Raw genomic sequence first — 17,173 nt, forward strand, 5'->3', positions numbered from 1 at the left:
CCCGCGGAGCGGGTACCCCATCGCTGCGCGATGGGCAAGCGAACCACCGGGCTGCGCCCGGTGGTTGCGCTCCCGCTCCGCGGTTCGCGCTGCACCTCGCTGCGCGAGGTGCTCACCACCCGGACTGCGTCCGGGTGGTGACGGCCTGTCCGCTGCGCTCCCAGGCCGAACCTTGCTGCGCAAGGCCTGACCGGTTCTCCGCTTCGCTCCGCACCGGGTTGGGCCGGTCCGCTGCGCTCCCCCGCCCAACGGCCCTTCCGGCTTCGCCTCCAGGGCAAACGGCCCGCTGGCGCGGGAATCCGGGGTCGCTCGTTCGTGTCGGGTTCTAGTCTAGTGGCTGCTCGGATAGATGCAGCATGTATCGTTGGCAGAAATCTGAGACACCCGCCAGTCACTCGGGAATCTCCCAAGTTCCGAGAGGATGGTCAGATGACCGGTTACCGCCAATCTGCCGGACCAGATTCCGCGCTGAGCAGTGATTCGATGCGTCGGGTGACACAGTATCCGGCGGGTGCGAGCGCCCGGTTGGGACTGTTCGCACTCCTGGAGCGCCGGGGGGTGCCCGCGAGCGAGGCGGACGACCTGGTGGCCGGGGCGCAGTGCGAGGTGGTGGAGCTGGACGGCATGGTGCCGGCTTCTCGGGTGTGCTGTGTTCACGGACGGCTGGGACAAAGGCGTGATGGCGGTGTGCGAGGCCCTGGGGGCATCGCGGGCCGGTACTGGCCACGGCACGGCGGCCGATCGGGCGGGTCGGCTGAGCTGGCCGTGCATTTCGCGGACGTGGGGCAGCGTGAACGGGCGGACCTGGGGCGGCTGGAGGGGTTCGTCCGGGAGTCCGTGCTGCCGCGCGCCCATCCACACACCACGGCGCGGCGCCGGGTGCTGGGCGAGGCCAGTGGAAAGCCCGGCTGGCGCAGGGCGGGTGCGTCGATCTGGAACGGTTCGGGTGCGGCCTGCGTTCCGCACGCGGCCATCGAAGGACCACAGGAATAGGAATCGGGGAGGGCTTAGAAATGATTTTGATTCCGCTCAAGGAGCACCAGGTCGACCAGAAGTCGAGCTTTCGTAACTGGGTCGGATTTCCTGCAAGATCTTTTGTGCCTCCGGAGGGTGCGCGTGCGATGGGGGTGTCCGCGACCGGGTCCGGTAAGACGGTCACCAGCGCTTCGTGCGCTCTGGAGTACTTTCCGGGCGGGCGGATTCTGGTGATGGTGCCCACGCTGGACCTGGTCGTGCAGAGTGCCCAGTCCTGGCGGCGGGTCGGGCATCGCGCGCCGATGGTCGCGGTCTGCTCGGTGGACAAGGACGAGGTTCTGGAGCAGCTCGGGGTGCGCACCACCACCAACCCGATCCAGCTCGCGCTGTGGGCGGGGTCCGGGCAGGTGGTCGTGTTCGCTACGTATGCCTCTCTCGTGGACCGTGAGGACCCCGCCGATGTCTCTGGGCGTGGGGCTGTTCCTGGGCCGTTGGAATCGGCTCTGGCGGGCGGGGAGCGGCTGTACGGGCAGCGGATGGCTCCGTTTGACCTGGCCATTCTGGACGAGGGGCACATGACGGCTGGGGACATGGGGCGGCCGTGGGCGGTGATCCATGACAACAGCCGGATCCCTGTCGACTTCCGGCTCTACCTGACCGCGACCCCGCGGATTCTCGCCGCGCCCCGGCCGCAGCGTGGCCGGGACGGGCGGGAGGTGGTGGTCGCGTCGATGGAGGACGACTCCAGCACGTACGGCACCCGGATTTTCGATCTCGGGCTGGCGGAGGCGGTAGAACGCTCGATCCTTGCGGGGTTCGAGATCGACGTGCTGGAGATCCGCGACCCGGACCCGGTCCTGGGCCTGTCCGAGGACGCCCTGCGTGGCCGTCGCATGGCCCTGCTCCAAGCGGCGCTGCTGGAGCACGCGGCGCAGCAGAATCTGCACACCACCATGGTGTTCCACCAGCGGGTCGAGGAAGCCGAGGCGTTCGCCGGGCAGATGCCGGCGACTGCCGCCGAGCTGTATGCCGCTGAGGCATCCGCGGCTGCGCTGGCCGGTGCGGAGGCGCTGCCCACGTCGTCGATCGACGCTGAGCTGTACGAGCTGGAGGAGGGCCGTCATGTGCCTGCGGAGCGGGTGTGGGCGGACTGGCTGTGCGGGGACCATCCCATCGCGCACCGACGTGCGGTGATCCAGCGGTTCGCCAACGGCATCGACGCCCACAACCGGCGGGTCCACCGGGCGTTCCTCTCCTCGGTACGCGCCCTCGGGGTCGGGGTCGACATCACCGGACTACGCGGAGTGGAGGCCGTGTGTATCGTCGGCTCGCGCAGCTCCCAGGTCGACATCGTCCAGAACATCGGACGTGCCCTGCGCCCCAACCCCGACGGCACGGCCAAGACCGCACGGATCATCATCCCCGTCTTCCTCCAGCCCGGCGAGGACCCGAAGGACATGGTCGCCTCGGCCAGCTACCAGCCCCTGGTCGACATCCTCCAAGCCCTGCGCTCGCACTCGGAACGCATGGTCGACCAGCTCGCCTCCCACGCCCTCACCGGCAGCACCGAACGCCGACGCATCCACCTCCGGCCCGCTCCCGCGGCCGGCCCGGAGAACGAGGACACGCCCGCGGAGGCTGGCGAGGAGCAGCAGGAGGTCGACCGGGTCACCTCCATCGTGGTCAACTTCGCCTCCCCCCGCGACGCCGCCGACATCGCCGCCCTCACCCGCTGCCGCGTCATCCGCCCTCAGTCCCTCGTCTGGTTGGAGGGCTACCAAGCCCTGGTCCGGTGGCGTGCCGAAAACGGGATCACCGGCCTGTACGCCGTGCCCTACGACGTCGAGACCGCAGTCGGAACGACGAAGGCGTTTCCGCTTGGGCGATGGGTCCATCAACAGCGGAAAGCACTGCGGGCTGGTGAACTCGACCCCCACCGCAAGACGCTGCTCGACGAGGCCGGGATGGTGTGGGAGCCGGGCGACGAAGCATGGGAGAAGAAGCTCGCCGCGCTGCGGTCCTACCGGCGGGCCACCGGGCATCTCGCACCCCGGCAGGACGCTGTCTGGGGCGAAGGCGAAGGGGCCGGGGAGCAGCTGGCCATCGGACAGCTCCTCGCCAACCTCCGCCGCAAGGGCGGGCTCGGGAAGGATGCGGAGCGGGCCACGGCGCGCGCGGAGCAGCTGGCGGAGATCGACCCGGACTGGAACTGCCCCTGGCCACTCGACTGGCAACGCCACTACCGCGTCCTGGCCGACCTCGTCGACGCCGACGGCGTGCTGCCTCACATCGCCCCCGGCGTCACCTTCGACGGCGACGACATCGGACGATGGCTGGAGCGGCAGAAGAACCCAGGCGCGTGGGCGCAGCTGTCGACCGATCAGCAGGAACGGCTGAGCAGGCTGGGCATCGAGCCCGTCGAGACGCCCCCTCCCGCCCCGGCGGCTGCGCGGTCGACGAAGGGCCAGGGCAAGGCACAGAAGGCGTTCCAGCGTGGCCTCGCGGCCCTCGCGCAGTGGGTCGAACGGGAAGGCCAACGGCCTGTGCCGAGGGGTCACGCCGAGGAGATCTCGATCGACGGCGAGACTGAGCCAGTGGTCGTCAAGCTCGGCGTATGGGTCTCCAACACGAAAACCCGCCGCGACAAACTCACCCAGGAACAGCTCAACGCCCTCCGGGAGCTCGGCATCGAATGGGCATGAGGCGTACCCAAACGCGCACACCAATCACCGCACAGAAACCGTACCAACCAGTCCTCTAACGAGACGGCGGGAAGCCCTATCCGCCAGTAGGTCTCGTAGGTCCTGGCAAGCCTTTCGGCAGGTCTCAGTGCTCCGGCAGATCCGATGAAGCGAACCAGTGGGGGAACGGCCCGGCGGGCGGGAAGGCGAACGGCGGGGTGCCATCGGTGAGCAGGCGCAGCACGAACTCGACGGTGCCGCAGTCGAAGCGCTGCCACTCACCGTAGGCACCAGGACCGGCCAGCCATAGGCACACAGACGTGCCCTTCCACATGAGCGGGCAGCCAGTAGTGCAGTTCGGGCGCGTGCCCAGGCGGCGTGCAGACGGGCGCACAGTGCGGAGGCGTCCATGCGGCCAAGTGAACAGCACGCCACTGACAACGGCCGGGGGTGGGTTCGCCACATTCCCGGACCTGCCAGCGAAGGAGTTGGGCCTGCTCCCAGACGGCAGCCGATCACGAGGTTCGGTACCCGAAGGCACATTGGCCGGTCTACGGGCGCCAGAACTTTAGGCGACGACGGAAACTGGCTGCTCGTCGCGGCTGCTGCTCGCCGCTGTCATGGGCTGCCAGGAGGCGGCGGTCCCGGTCCTGGTTCTGATCGATTTCCGATGGCGAGTAGCGGCGGCTCCAGCGGATGCGGCCGTCGCGGATCCAGTAGTGCGAACGGCAAGGGAAGGACCAGTTGCCGATCGAGGGGGTGAGGGAGACGTTCTCGCCGTTGTAGGTGAGGGACCACTGGGCTGGGGAGAGTGGTGTGACGACTTCTTGGCCGCAGCCGCAGCAGCACAGATGGCCGCAGATGCGGTAGGGGATCGAGATGTAGAGGACCCCTGCGTCCATGGTCGGGGGGAAGGTCTCGGTGAAGACCGGGCGCAGGGTTTCTTGTGGTGTCACGGGAGGTCCTCGTTGGCGATCTCGTTGGTGATCAGTGAGTACGTGGTGTGGGCCTCGTCGGTGGCGTCGGCGTAGATGCCGAGAGAGCGTTTCCAGCGGATGACGGCCAGGATGGCGTTGAGCGCGTTGAGGTCGGCGGTCTGGATGTTGCTTGCGTAGGCGTCGCGTTCGGGTGCGGGCCGGGGAATGCGGCGGCGTGCGGTGTCTCGGCGGCCGGGGAGGCTGGTGGTGATGCGGAGCAGTCCGCTGAGGTTGCCGTCGATCTCTTCAATGCCCATGCCGACGTCGATGAACGGCACATCGTGGGCTTCGAGCCAGTCCATGACGGGCGGCTTGCTGGCGGCGTCGTCGGAGGCGAGAAAGACGAACGTCGTCCCGTCGAGGAGGTCAAGGTTGTCTTCGTCGATGTACTGCGCGCAGCAGGTCACACCGCGGTGCATGTTGGTGTAGACCGAGGCGAAGTAGGTGGCCTTGGGCGGGCGGGCGCGAAGGGTGTCGAGGGTGGGAGCGCCGGGGGCGCGGAAGGCGTTGTGGTTGTCGAAGGTGTCGCCGTCGATGAGGAGGATCGAGTCGACCTCGGTCTTGGCGACCTGGTCGAGGATGTAGCTGCCGCTGCCGCCGAGGCCGACGATCGCGATGCGCTGGCCCCGGAAGCGGCGGTTGACGGCGGTGATGCCGGCGCGGGACGTGGCGGTGTCGCGGTAGGCGAAGGGGCTGTCGTCCTCGATTTCCTGCCACGCGGCGCCAGGTGTGGGTGTGGCTGTGGGGTCGAGGGCGTGGGCGTGGTCGGCGACGATCCGGGCGTATGCGGTGATCTTCGTGTACTGGTCGGGGTAGCCGTCCGGGGGCTTGCTGGACAGCATGAAGTTGGCCTGCATGCCCTCGGTGATCACCCTGATGTCCGGGTTGGCGAGGGTCAGGGGAAGGCCGTGCTCGTCACAGGGTGTGGAGCCGCCGAACCAGATGCGGTGGTCGGTGCCGGCGACGAGGAAGTCTCCGGCCACCGTGACGGGGTGGGCGAGGAAGCCGCGCTCGACGGTGCGGTTCTCGGTGACGTACGGGATCCGGGCGATGATGTGGCCGGCGACGATGGTGATGTCGTAGCCGTCGTCGAGGAGGCGGGAGAGGTCGGGGTCACGAGCGAGAAGTGCGGTAGACATCGAAGACCATCTCCTTCTTCACTCGGACGCTGTGGCCGGCGGTGAGACTGCCCGTGCCGTGGCCGTCGTGGCCGCGGCTGTAGCGGACGGTGTAGGTGTCCTGGTCGTTCGGCTGCTGCCCGGGGTAGGCGAGGTTGACGACCTGCTCGTAGGTGATCTCCTTCGCCTCCCAGGTGTGGGGGCGGGCGTTGACGATGATCGTGACGGGCTTCGGCTTCTGGTTGTCCTGGGACATGGGGTCCTCCTGAAGTGGGGAGCGTGTGTTGGGACCGGTGAGCGCTGGGGCGTCTGGCGGGACGCTGTCCTGACGTTGGGTCCTGGACGAGAGCTACTTCTTCTTGGGCTTCTTCGAGGTCGACTCGTTGACGGTCGTCGACGGGCTGCGACGGACCGTCGACTGCTTCACGAACCGGCCCGTGATCGCACTACGGCCACGCTTGCCGCTGGATGCACTGCTCTTGCCTGCCATGGGCTTTCCCTTCGACGAGTGCTTGCGACCCTGACGGTCAACAAGTTTCATGCACCTAATAGGTGCATGAAACTTGTTGACCTTGATCCGGAGGATAGCATGGAAGCAGTAGGTATACGGAAGAGGATTCTGAGGTCGCTGGTGGAGATCGTCTTTGAGGACGCCGAGCTCGCCCGTGTCTGCAACAGCGGCCCCGCCCGGAGAGGTCGATTCGGCCACGAAGGCTCGACCACGCTGCTCCGACGCCTCGGCCAGATGTCAGCCGCCTACCAACTGGCTGACCTGCGGCATATCGCGGCAGCGCGGCTGCGACCCGCCGCCAACGGTGACTGCTTCACTCGGCTTGTGTCGCTCGGCGCTCACGGAGACCTCGTCGTCCGCCCGCGGGACGACCCACCTGCCACCCTCGATGACGGCACCCTCGACGAGCACGCCGTACGCGCAGTGATCGTCACCGCGATCCACTGCCCCTGACCCGCCCTCAGGCCCGCCCCGCAGCCTCGCCGACCGAGAGGCACTCACGTGACCCCGCCCGCCGCCACACACCAGCCATACCGCCCGGACGACGTCCTGCCCCCAGGCGACACCCTCAAGGAGCAACTCGAAGCACTGGGCATCCCCCAGGCCGATCTCGCCCGCCGCACCGGACTGTCCACCAAGCACATCAACCAGATCGTCCAAGGCAGCGCCGTTCTCACTCCGGAGACCGCACTGCTCCTGGAGCGCGCCGTCGGCATCCCAGCCTCCCTCTGGAACCAGATGGAAGCCGCCTGGCGCACCCACGTCAGCCGCGCCGAGAGCCGCGAAGCCCTCAGCAGCCAGCTCGACTGGCTCAAGCGCTTCTCCCTGACGGAACTCGTCAAGCGGGGCATCCTGCCGACCAAGGAATGCACCGTAGACAACCTCGAACGCCTTCTGACGTTCTTCGGCGTCGCCGACCCCGAGGTCGCGGAGAGCGTATGGCGCGGCTACCGGACCGCATTCCGGCGCTCCACCGTTCTCAGGCCCGACGACTACGCCACCGCCGTCTGGCTGCGTCAGGCCGAGATCGAAGCCCGCGAACTGATCTGCGCGCCATTCGACCGCACTGCCCTACTGGACCTCCTCCCCCAGCTGCGTGCTCTGACAATCGAAGAACCCGCAGTCTGGCGTGCCGAGATCACGCGCCTGTGCGCCCAGGCCGGCGTCGCCGTGGTCCTCGTTCCCGCGCCCCCCAACAGCCGCGTCTCCGGCGTCACCCGGTGGCTCACCCCGGACAAGGTCGGCGTAGCGCTCAGCGACCGCTTCAAGAAGGACGACCACTTCTGGTTCACCCTCTTCCACGAGCTCGGTCACGTCCTCCTGCACGGCAAGCGCCTCACCTTCATCGACGACACACACCGCGACAGCGACACAACCCCCGAAGGGGACCGCAACGAAGCCGAAGCCGACGCCTTCGCCGCCGACACCCTCATCCCACCGGAACACGCCACCGCCTACCGCCGACTCGCCCAGCGGCCCACGCCCTTCACCAAGATCGAGTCCTTCGCCCGTCAAGCCGGTATCGCCCCCGGCATCGTCGTCGGACGCCTCCAATACGACCGCGCCCTGGACTGGACACACGGCAACAAGCTCAAACGAACCATTGAGATCACGCTTTCAGGCGACCTTGCAGCCAGCCAGTAGCAAACCTCCGCCCCTCACCCAGCTAGGCAGGAAACGCCGGACTCGCTGCCTCGGCCGGACCTCTGTTCTCTTCTCGGATCATGCGTCGGAGGCTGGTGCGTGCCGCGCCCAGGTCCGCCTCAAGGCTCGTCACTCGGCTGTGGAGTGCGTGGTTGTCCTCGGTTGTCTGGCGGAGGGTGTCTTGGAGTCGCTGGTTGTCTTGGGTGAGGTGGTCGACGCGTTCGGTCAGGTCCTTGGTGGCGAGGGCGTCGAGTTGCTGTCCGAGCTGGTGCCGGAGGGCTTGCCGCATCCGCTCCTTCTCGTCGCGGAGGTCTCGGACCTCCTGCCTGGCCAGCTCGAGTTCCGTGCGCAGAATCGCGTTGGGGGTTCGGGTGTCTGCGGGGCGGGTGGCTTTGGGCTGTTGGCGTTGCTGGGCGGCTTCGATGTGTTCGCGGATGCCTTCGGTGTAGGTGAGCCAGGTGGAGACGCCGGCGGTGCGGGCAACCGCGGTGTGCGTGATCCTTTTGCCCTGTTGTTCCAGGGCGGTGAGGGCGGTGAGGGCGCGGTGGCGTTTGTCGAGGCTGTCGCGGCGGCGGGCCTGGACGAGGGTGTGCGCGTTGCCGCGGGGGTTCATGCCGGGTTCGTCCTCGTGATCACGGTGAGGGGCAGGAGGGTGTGGGTGCCTGCGCGAGCCTTGCGCAGGATGGCGCTGGCTTCCTCGATCTCCTGGCGTTCGGCGTCGGGGAGGGAGGCGAGTTGTCGGCGCATGCGGTCGGTGACCTGCTCGAAGGCGCTGATCTGGGCGGTGAGGGCGGTGGTGACGAATTCGGCGGCGTCCATGGCTTGGGCTGTTTCGCGGTCGGCACGGAGTTCGTTGATGTGCTGTTCGATCGCTGTGAGGTAGGAGGGGTCGGGACGGTAGTAGCCGCAGCCTGCGCATTGGAAGCGGATGGGGCAGGAGCTGCCGCCGGCTTTGACGTTGCTGGGTTCGGTGCAGCCGCCGTAGGGGACGGCGACGGAGCGCAGTTCGTAGGCGGACTCGGAGCAGGGGCTGGGCCGGCCGTGGTTGTCGACGACGTGTGCGGAGAGTTTGGTGACGGCGTCGCGTTTTCGTTTGAGGGAGACGGTGTAGTAGCGCTGGGTGGTGCTGACGGACTTGTGGTCCATCAGTTCGCGCAGGACGTCGAGGGGGGTTCCGGCGTCTGCGTGGCGTTGTGCGTAGGAGTGGCGGAAGGCGTAGGCGTAGATGAGGGCCCGATCGAAAGGCAGTGGGTTGCCGTGCGGGTCGGCGCCTTCGCCGTGGAGGTGGGGGATGGAGTCGACCCAGTGGCGCAGGGTTTCGCCGAGGTAGCTGGTGTGCAGGTAGGGGCGGGTGGCGAGGTGGGTCAGTGCAGGGAAGAGGAAGGGTGTACCGGCGGGCGGGAGGGTGGGCTGCAGCTGTTCGCGGCGGGCTCTCCAGGTATGGATGGCTTCGGCGGTGGATGCGGTGATGGGCAGGCGCCGGCGGTGACGGCGGGTCTTGTGGTTGTTCCAGACCAGGGAGATCTGGTCGTTGCGGGTCTCCAGGCAGTCCAGGGGCAGGGAGAGGACTTCCAAAGGTCGTCGCCCGGTGTCCCTGAGCAGGATGTACAGGGTGCGGTACATCAGCTGCAGGTCTGCGGGGGCGAGGGTGCGCTGGCCTCGGGCCTTGCCCTGTCCGAGGGTTCCGAGGTGGGCGTCGAGCTGGCGGATCACCGGCTCGGGGATGGCTTTGCCGATCTCGTCCTCGTTGGCCTCCTCCTGTGCGATCCGGTGGGTTGCAGGGTCGCGGACGAAGGCGGCTGAGAGGTTTTCGGTGGTCCCGGAGCGCCGGCTGTAGTCGATCAGGGCGAAGAAGTGGCTGGCGATGGACATCCGGTAGTTCCAGCCCGCTGGTTCACCGTCCAGTTTGAGCGCGGTGCGGAACGCCTCGACCACCGCGGTGACATCGTCGTAGCGCAGCCGTGCGGGGTCGTCGGTGCCCGGGCGGGGCGCGAGCGCCCGGGAAGCGAGCTCCACCCCGCGCAGCGTGCGGCCGAACTCGTCCGCTCCGGGGCGCTGCTGGATCGTCCAGGTCCGCAGCAGATGGCGCAGCCAGCGTTGCCGGATCGTGCGCAGGTCGACGGACTTGGGGGTTCTGATGCCCGCCGGTGTACGGGACCGCTGGCCCAGTGCCCGCAGGTCCAGGATGTCGTCCTTGGCCGGCGCTGTTCCGGTGTACTCGGCATGGGCGGCGTGGACCGCGGTGCGGACGCGGGTGAGAAGCCTGAGTACGGCGACGGTGGAGCGCGGGCACATCTGCTCGTCGGTGACGGCGCTGACGAGTGTGGCGGTGCCGGCCAGGTCGCGGACCATGCGGCGGACCTGAGCAGGCTCGAAGACCCGCAACCAGGGTTCTGCCTGCTGCAGTCCGTAAAGGACCTCAAAGCGCAGCGGTTCGGGCAGAGGAAGGAGGCTGAACTGGTGCGGGGCGAGGTACGGGGGCTGCTGCGCTGCCCACGGGGCTACCGCGGCGTCAGGGTGGGAGCGGCGGTGTTCGCGAAAGCGCTTCGCGTGGTGACGGCACAGGCCCCGGCCGTAGAGGCCCGGCAGCGGGCAGGCGGGGGCCGGGCATGCAGGGGTGTCGGTGTAGGGGACTGTGGTGTCTTCCCACCGGCCGGGGTGCCTGCGGTTGGTGTGGGTCTTCCACTGGGTGTAGTGCGTGAGGCACAACTGCCGGCAGTGGCGTGGGCGGACACAGCGCTGCCCGTCCTTGCTGAAGCCGCACTGGTCCGGTATCCCGCCGAAGGGCACCCGGTTGCGTTCGGGCGCGAAGGTGCGGGCGAACTCCTCAGCCGGCTGGGGCGACGTCTTCTGGTGCTCCCTGCAGAAAGGACAGAAGACCCCTGCCGGGGAGACCACGGTGTCGCACACGTTCGTGCGGCACAGCGACACCGAGCTCCGGGGCTCATGGACGCTGCCGGTGAAAAGCCAGCAGTCCGGCCGCCACTCAGCAGGCCGCCATACGGTTTCCAGTCGGGCCATCAGCCACGGCCCCCACCGCCTTTGGTCGGAGTCCGGCGGGACAGCGGTGCGCGGTGCGGGTACCAGTGCGGTCACGGAGGGGAGGCTCACGGGCGTTCCTTGAGGGAGTCGACGTACTCGACGGCTGCGCGTGCTTCGGCGTCGTCGACATGGCGGTAGCGTTCCATCGACAGCGGTGAGGCGTGGCCCAGCAGCCGCTGCACCACATCCCGGTCGACTCCGTCGCGCAGCCATCGGGTCGCCGCCGAGTGACGCAGCATGTGCGGGCGGCACGCGTGCCCCGCGGCGCGGGCCAGGCGGTCGAACATCTCCTTGGTGTTCGGGTACGACATGGCACCGCCCAGCGGCGGGCGGAACAGGTTCACCAAGACCATCTCCGACTCTGCGGCCTGGGCCACCCGGTCCCGCTCGTACTGGTAGTCCGTGTACAGCGCGACCAGGTCGGCGGTGACCGGCACGTTGCGGGGGAAGCGGGACTTCGCCAGGGCCCGGTTGGGGTTGTCGGTGCGGCGGCGGACATGCACGTGCGGGCCCTCGATCCCGCAGCCCACCGCGCGCGAGGAGGCCAGCAGGTGCATATCGCCGCGGTGCAGACCGAGCGCCTCGCCGATCCGCAGCCCCGTACAGGCCAGCAGCGCCACCAGGAAACGGTCCCGCGCTCTCGGGGCGGTGGCGATCATGTGGCGGATCTGCTCGTCGCTGAGGTCCTCATAGCCCGGCTCAGCGATCCTGAAGCGGAACGAGGCCGCCTGGACCTCTCGCCGCCGGCCGGACTCGCCCGTGTCGTAGCCGGGTGGAGTGAAGCGCAGCAGCTTCGGCTCCGACAGCAGGGTGGTCGTGGAGGCCGGCACCCAGCCGTGCGTAGCACCGAAGCGTAAGAACTCCGCCACCGCTGTCATCACCGCGTTCGCCGTCGCCCGGGAACGGAACCGAACCGGCCCCGGCCAGTCCTCACCGCGGCGGGACGGCAAGGGCGCCTCGACGAGCCACTGCTGCAGTCCGGCAAGACCGAGGAAGCCCGGCGTCTTCCAGTCCAGTCGCCGCATCAGGCAGTAGTTCAGATAGAGGGCGACTCTGCCGGCGTAGACCCGCTCGGTATTCGGCGAGCAGTCCCGCGCCCGCAGCGAAGCGAGGTAGGCCACCGCATCGGTCTGCAGACCGTAAGTCCGGGAATCGACCACCACCCAACGGGTCACGCCCGTTGCCGGAGACAAAGCCCGCTCCGCTACGTAGATCCGTTCCACGTGCCGAACGTAACCACCACTCCCCCACGCACACACCGGAGTTCACCCGACACCATCCCCGCAGGTGACAACCCAAACAAACATCCCTCACACTCGAACCACCCCTAGATAAAGGCCCTTGCGTTCGCATGACGAACGTCTGGTCGAGGAGCTCGCTTCCCGCGCGCTGACGAGCGGGAAGCGCAAGGTCCACGTCCGGCGTGACGAGAACGGGCAGATCGTCGAAGCCGGCGGCGAAGGTGACGGCGGGGACCAGGGGGACGACGACACCCAGGCCGCTACCGAAGCCGCCCTGCTCCACTTCTCCAGCCCCCGCGACGCCGCGACCATCGCAGCGTTCCTCCGGACGCGGGTCTACCGGCCGGAGTCGTTGGTGTGGCTGGAGGGATACCAAGCCCTCATCCGATGGAGGGCGGAGAACGAGATCACCGGCGTCCACGCCGTCCCCTACGACGTCGAGACCGAGGTAGGGGCCACGAAGGCGTTCCCGCTTGGCCGATGGGTCCATCAGCAGCGGAAATCCCTGCGGGCGGGTGAGCTGGAGGAGCGGCGCAAGACCCTCCTGGACGCGCCGGCAGCCGGGATGGTGTGGGAGCCGGGCGAGGAGGCCTGGGAGGCCAAGCTCGCCGTCCTGCGGTCGTTCCGGCGGGCCACCGGGCACCTCGCACCCCGACAGGACGCCGTGTGGGACGACCCGGCCGGCGGCAGCCCTGTAGCCATCGGGCAGCACCTGGCCAACCTCCGCAGGACGGGCGGCCTGGGCAAGGATCCGGAGCGGGCGGCGCGGCGTGCGGAGCAGCTGGCCGCGATCGATGAGGACTGGAACTGCCCCTGGCCGCTGAACTGGCAACGCCACTACCGCATCCTCGCGGACCTCATCGACGCCGACGGGCCCCTCCCGTACATCGCACCCGGCGTCACGTTCGACGGCGACGACATCGGCACCTGGCGATGGAAACAGCAGAACGCCGGCGTCCAGGCCCAACTGATGCCCCAGCAGCGCGAACGCCTCGCCAAACTCGGCATCAAGGCTGAGCTCCCCGAGACCGCCGCAGCGCCCGCCCGTACGGCGACGGGAACAGGGAAGGGGCCGAGCAAGACGCAGCAGGCCTTCGCGCGGGGTCTGGCGGCCCTCGGGCAGTGGGTCGAGCGGGAGGGGGCCGACCGGCCTGTACCCCGCGGCGCGGTCGTCCAGGTAGCCGTCGATGGCGAGGCGGAGCTGGTACCCCTACGACTCGGCGTATGGCTCTCCAACACCCGCGCCAGGCGGGACCGGCTGAACGCTGATCAGCTCGCAGCCCTCGCCAACCTCGGTTTCGACTGGGCATAGGGTTTCTCGCGGCAATGGAACGGGGCTGCATCGCCCGGTCTGCGGAGCGCTGGAGGGGGTTTCAGGATGGCTGAGACAGAGTGGGTAGCCGGTGAAGTGCCGTGGGCCCGGCGCAGTACGGGGCACCTCCCGTGCTACTTCTGCGGCGGGCGCACGGCGATTCTGGGTTCCGGTGACCGCCCGGATGACCCAGGCCGGCTGGAGGTGTACTGCGACAACCCAATGTGCGATGCGCGAGAAATGGTCGTTCTGGTCAAGCGCGACGGCGCAGGGGATCCTGACCGCGCTGACGTTCGTGCCCTCCGTGAGGTTGACCGGCCGTGCGAGACGCCAGCGGCTCTGGACGTCATGGCTCGCTACGAAGACAACAAGAACATCACGGCACGACGACTGAGCACCACTTCCCTCGCGCTGGTCGTGGAGGCGCACGAAGGAAAGTAGGCGGCGGCAAGGACACCGCAACCACCGGCGCTCAACGCCACCTGGCCAATGACACAAAGCCGGCCCGGACCAATCGGTCCGGGCTGGCGTGTTGCTCGGAGGCGGCCCTACAGCGTCGTGCCGCCATTCCGCCTCGCTTTGGGATTTCGTGGGTCTGGGGCTGTGCCTCGACGCCCGGGCTGGGAATACTGGCCGCAGATACCCGTTGCGGGGAGGGAATTGCTGTGCACCGCCATGAGCCACATACGCCAACGACGGCAGAGGCTGTCCGTGATGGTGCGGCGCTGGTCCGCCCACAGGCCAGGGACGGTGGGCCCTCAGCCGTGCTGATGAATCTGCAGCGCACCGCGGGCAATGCTGCGGTGGCGCGCATGATCGCAGCTGCCCGGGCGAACGAGGAGGGGCCCGTGGGGCGCGCGCCGGTGGTGCAGAGAGCGCAGGAAAAAATAGAGATGCGGCCCCCGCCCCAGGCCGGGTCGGAGACCTTCGGCGGCCCGCTCCAAGAGGACGACCTGCGCCTGCTCACCGAGGCGGTCCACGAAGTCCAGCAGATCGTGAACAGAGCTCGTGAAGAGGATCCGGACAGGAAAATACTGCTCTACATCGGCGTCGGAACCGGCAACCCGACGGGAGGCTGGGGCAACAACACCGTCGGTGGTGTCGGCGGAATCACCGATGAGGACCAGAGCTCTCCCGGCTTTCTGGCGCAGGCCGGGGAGGCGGACTACAAAGTGATCTCACTCAACTTCCAGGTTGGTACGGGCAAGGGAATTTCCCCGTCCGATGGCTCGGGTCCCGTGGTGAAGCTCACGGTGCCAGCCCGGTTCCCGCTCAACGCGGAAGACGAGGCGAAAGCGCAGGACGCCATGACAGCCCTGCATACGATAGCGGACCAGGCCGACCGGTTCGCCATCATGAACGCCGTCACACAGGCTGACTACCAGCCCCTGTTGAACCTGATGGCCGCCAAGAAAGGCGGCCGCGCCGCCTACCTCAAGTCGTATATGGCAACGGGAAAGACGAGCGCCTATTCCCCCATGAGCAAGAAGACGGGCCAGCACATCGAAGACAGCACATTCGCCTCCATGAGCGACGTCTTCCTCGCAGACCAACAGGAATAACGCCCTGACGGGCCCCGCGTACGCATGAGGCAACCCTGCGCGGTGCCGACAACTCAGCGCAGACGTGCCGGCAGGCGGTTCAAATTCTTGCGGCAACCTGACGCCATATATGCGCAGGCGCTGCCGATCGCGGTCAACTGACCGCGCCATGCGGGGCATTTCGCCTCCTCTGACCAGAGCGAAGGCGGCAGGCTCGGCCGCTCCATCCAGCGGCACGCTCCCGCACAAACAGTCCCCGGCACTACGCCCGGGGGCCGCGCACCAATGGGGTGTGACTGAGCGCTTCAGTTGGCGGGTGAGTGGTTGAGTTGGCGAGTTGAGCACTGCGGTGCTCTGATGCCCTGCATGTCGAAGCTGTGTGAATCCGGCGACGGGAAGCCCGCGACACGGATGGGCGGGACCAGGTGCCAAGCCTGCTATCGCTACTACAAGAACCACGGAACCTTCGAACGAACCGGCCGTCGGCCTCCGATCAGTATGGAGGTGGTGCTTCAGCACGTGGAGCACACCGGGTCGGGATGCTTAGTTTGGAAGGGCACGACGGACAAGGGCGGCCGCCCGCTGTACTACGACGGTGGCCGCTACGCGGCAGGAGAGAAACCCCTCGTCTTCGTTCAGCGCTGGGTGTTCGAGTACTACTTTGACGAGCCGCTGGCGCCAGGGCAGACCGTCACACGCGACTGCGAGAACAAGCTTCTGTGCGTCAACCACGAACACGCCCGCTTGTGGCGGAACCTGGGAAGCATGGCCTTCGTCAGCCACGATGCCCGGGACGGTGACGACGTCCCTGGCACTGGCAAGTGCGCGAACGGTCACCTGTTCGGCGACGACAACGTCCCCTACGTCAACCCAAACACCGGGCTGCGCAGTTGTCGGCGCTGTACACGCGACTCGAAGCTGCGCGGACGCGGGATCGACCCGGAAACGGTGCCTTACAAGCCCTATCGGAGGGACGGCACGCGTTGCAGAAGTGGTCACGAGTACGTCGTGTACGGCTTCAAGGACCGCGGGGAGGGCCGTGTCTGTAACGAGTGTGTTCGGATCAAGAATGCGAAGAGCAACCTGAAGCAGAACTACGGCCTGACTTTCGAGGATGTCGCCCGGATGCTCATGGATCAGGGTGATGCCTGCGCGACATGTCTGTCCCCCTTCTCAGAAGTCGATCCTGACAACCACCGGATGGGCGACGCCAATGTTGACCACTGCCACGCTCGTGGGCACAACCGCGGGCTGCTCTGCATGGACTGCAACATCGCCCTCGGTAAGGTCAAGGACAACACGGACACGCTCAGCAGGATGATCAATTACTTGACTGCATGATCTCTGAGCCGCCGACCCGGCCGCTCACCCGCCAACTGAAGCGCTCAGTCACATCGGGGGCCACAGGTGTCGGTGCGGGCTGCTCTTTACAGGTCGAACTCCAGGTGCTCGATGTCCGTGAAGCGGACCTCGTCCAGGGAGCCGGCGCGGCGGCCGCCGTCCTGGAAGTAGACCTCCTTGAGCGCTTCGGCGGCGATCTCCTGGAGGCGGGTGTCGTTGGCGCCCTGCTCCTGGGCGTCGAAGAGGCGGGCGGCGTGGACTGGTGGGAGGGCGAGGGTGAGGTGGCGGATGCGGTCCTGGTCGGTGGATCCGATGGGGGCGGTGTAGCCGAGGCGGGCGCGGGTGTCGATGATGATGCCGTGCGTGGACGCCGCCTTCGCCTTGGCCTTGGCCCGGATCTGCGGCTGCCACCGGGCCTTCACTTCACGGTCTATGCGTCCGGCGAGGTCGGGGCGGGGTTTCTTGATTTGGTTCTTCACGTACCGCTCGACGGTGCGCTGGGAGACCCGGAGCATCCGGGCGACGGCCTTGGTGCCGCCGAGCTGCTTCACCAGATACCGCATCTGCGCACCCGCGCTCTTCGGTGCCGGGCGGGTGAACGCCTTCTGCACCGCCAGGGTGAGACCATCCCCGATCAGGCTCATGCCGGTCTTCTGTGTTCTCGGGCCCGTTGCTGATGTTCTTGCCGTCCGGGTTCGTCTCGTCCCACAAGTCCTTCGAGCAGACGATCGTGACCCGGGCAACGCCGGCGGCCTTGGTCAGCCGGTCGTCATGCTTCGCCAGAGACTGA

Annotated in this window: 15 protein-coding genes and 1 pseudogene; 7 read left to right on the forward strand and 9 right to left on the reverse strand. The window is 67.8% G+C overall.

Annotated features, from left to right (window positions below; translation table 11 throughout):
- Positions 1–492: 492 nt before the first annotated feature.
- Positions 493–993, forward strand: coding sequence for a hypothetical protein (locus tag ACIRR8_RS18370; RefSeq protein ID WP_404065555.1), 501 nt, complete (start codon positions 493–495; stop codon positions 991–993).
- A 20-nt stretch (positions 994–1,013) separates the two neighbouring features.
- Positions 1,014–3,677: a Helicase associated domain protein gene (locus tag ACIRR8_RS18375; RefSeq protein ID WP_404065557.1), complete on the forward strand. Its 2,664-nt coding sequence runs from the start codon at positions 1,014–1,016 to the stop codon at positions 3,675–3,677.
- A 124-nt stretch (positions 3,678–3,801) separates the two neighbouring features.
- On the opposite strand, the gene ACIRR8_RS18380 is transcribed toward ACIRR8_RS18375, so the two are convergent.
- The 5 genes from ACIRR8_RS18380 to ACIRR8_RS18400 all read right to left on the reverse strand — a co-directional run bounded on the left by ACIRR8_RS18380 (position 3,802) and on the right by ACIRR8_RS18400 (position 6,241).
- The gene (locus tag ACIRR8_RS18380; protein WP_404065560.1) at positions 3,802–3,972 is read right to left on the reverse strand and encodes a hypothetical protein; all 171 of its coding nucleotides are present in this window, start codon (positions 3,970–3,972) and stop codon (positions 3,802–3,804) included.
- 235 nt (positions 3,973–4,207) lie between these two features.
- The gene (locus tag ACIRR8_RS18385; protein WP_404065563.1) at positions 4,208–4,612 is read right to left on the reverse strand and encodes a DUF6527 family protein; all 405 of its coding nucleotides are present in this window, start codon (positions 4,610–4,612) and stop codon (positions 4,208–4,210) included.
- On the reverse strand, positions 4,609–5,772 hold the full coding sequence (locus ACIRR8_RS18390) for a ThiF family adenylyltransferase (protein WP_404065565.1): 1,164 nt from the start codon (positions 5,770–5,772) through the stop codon (positions 4,609–4,611). Before ACIRR8_RS18390 ends, ACIRR8_RS18385 begins: the two co-directional genes overlap by 4 nt.
- Positions 5,747–6,007, reverse strand: coding sequence for a multiubiquitin domain-containing protein (locus ACIRR8_RS18395; RefSeq protein ID WP_404065568.1), 261 nt, complete (start codon positions 6,005–6,007; stop codon positions 5,747–5,749). Before ACIRR8_RS18395 ends, ACIRR8_RS18390 begins: the two co-directional genes overlap by 26 nt.
- 93 nt (positions 6,008–6,100) lie before the next feature.
- On the reverse strand, positions 6,101–6,241 hold the full coding sequence (locus ACIRR8_RS18400; RefSeq protein ID WP_383064940.1) for a hypothetical protein: 141 nt from the start codon (positions 6,239–6,241) through the stop codon (positions 6,101–6,103).
- Between the two features lie 99 nt (positions 6,242–6,340).
- Between ACIRR8_RS18400 and ACIRR8_RS18405 the strand changes: the two genes are divergently transcribed.
- Entirely contained in the window at positions 6,341–6,715 is a 375-nt protein-coding gene (locus ACIRR8_RS18405) for a hypothetical protein (protein WP_404065571.1), read from the forward strand.
- A 48-nt stretch (positions 6,716–6,763) separates the two neighbouring features.
- Positions 6,764–7,906, forward strand: a complete 1,143-nt coding sequence (locus ACIRR8_RS18410; protein ID WP_404065573.1) for an ImmA/IrrE family metallo-endopeptidase — start codon at positions 6,764–6,766, stop codon at positions 7,904–7,906.
- A gap of 22 nt (positions 7,907–7,928) precedes the next feature.
- Here ACIRR8_RS18410 and ACIRR8_RS18415 read toward each other — a convergent pair whose 3' ends face one another.
- The 3 genes from ACIRR8_RS18415 to ACIRR8_RS18425 all read right to left on the reverse strand — a co-directional run bounded on the left by ACIRR8_RS18415 (position 7,929) and on the right by ACIRR8_RS18425 (position 12,069).
- Positions 7,929–8,519, reverse strand: coding sequence for a DUF6262 family protein (locus tag ACIRR8_RS18415; RefSeq protein WP_404065576.1), 591 nt, complete (start codon positions 8,517–8,519; stop codon positions 7,929–7,931).
- Positions 8,516–10,258 carry a tyrosine-type recombinase/integrase gene (locus ACIRR8_RS18420; protein WP_404065578.1) on the reverse strand — a complete coding sequence of 581 codons (1,743 nt, stop codon included), beginning with the start codon at positions 10,256–10,258 and terminating at the stop codon, positions 8,516–8,518. Before ACIRR8_RS18420 ends, ACIRR8_RS18415 begins: the two co-directional genes overlap by 4 nt.
- A gap of 755 nt (positions 10,259–11,013) precedes the next feature.
- Positions 11,014–12,069, reverse strand: coding sequence for a tyrosine-type recombinase/integrase (locus ACIRR8_RS18425; protein WP_404065580.1), 1,056 nt, complete (start codon positions 12,067–12,069; stop codon positions 11,014–11,016).
- A 220-nt stretch (positions 12,070–12,289) separates the two neighbouring features.
- Between ACIRR8_RS18425 and ACIRR8_RS18430 the strand changes: the two are divergent.
- The 3 genes and pseudogenes from ACIRR8_RS18430 to ACIRR8_RS18440 form a co-directional block, all read left to right on the forward strand.
- Positions 12,290–13,501, forward strand: a pseudogene (locus ACIRR8_RS18430) (helicase associated domain-containing protein); the annotation flags it as partial.
- A 764-nt stretch (positions 13,502–14,265) separates the two neighbouring features.
- Positions 14,266–15,063, forward strand: a complete 798-nt coding sequence (locus tag ACIRR8_RS18435; protein WP_404065581.1) for a hypothetical protein — start codon at positions 14,266–14,268, stop codon at positions 15,061–15,063.
- A 345-nt stretch (positions 15,064–15,408) separates the two neighbouring features.
- Positions 15,409–16,383, forward strand: a complete 975-nt coding sequence (locus ACIRR8_RS18440) for an endonuclease domain-containing protein (protein ID WP_404065583.1) — start codon at positions 15,409–15,411, stop codon at positions 16,381–16,383.
- An 86-nt stretch (positions 16,384–16,469) separates the two neighbouring features.
- Here ACIRR8_RS18440 and tpg read toward each other — a convergent pair whose 3' ends face one another.
- Complete coding sequence (tpg, locus tag ACIRR8_RS18445; RefSeq protein WP_404065586.1) at positions 16,470–17,027, reverse strand: telomere-protecting terminal protein Tpg; 558 nt, start codon at positions 17,025–17,027, stop codon at positions 16,470–16,472.
- Positions 17,028–17,173: the final 146 nt, after the last annotated feature.

The sequence above is a fragment of the Streptomyces sp. NPDC101178 genome, assembly GCF_044767965.1.
GTDB lineage: Bacteria > Actinomycetota > Actinomycetes > Streptomycetales > Streptomycetaceae > Streptomyces.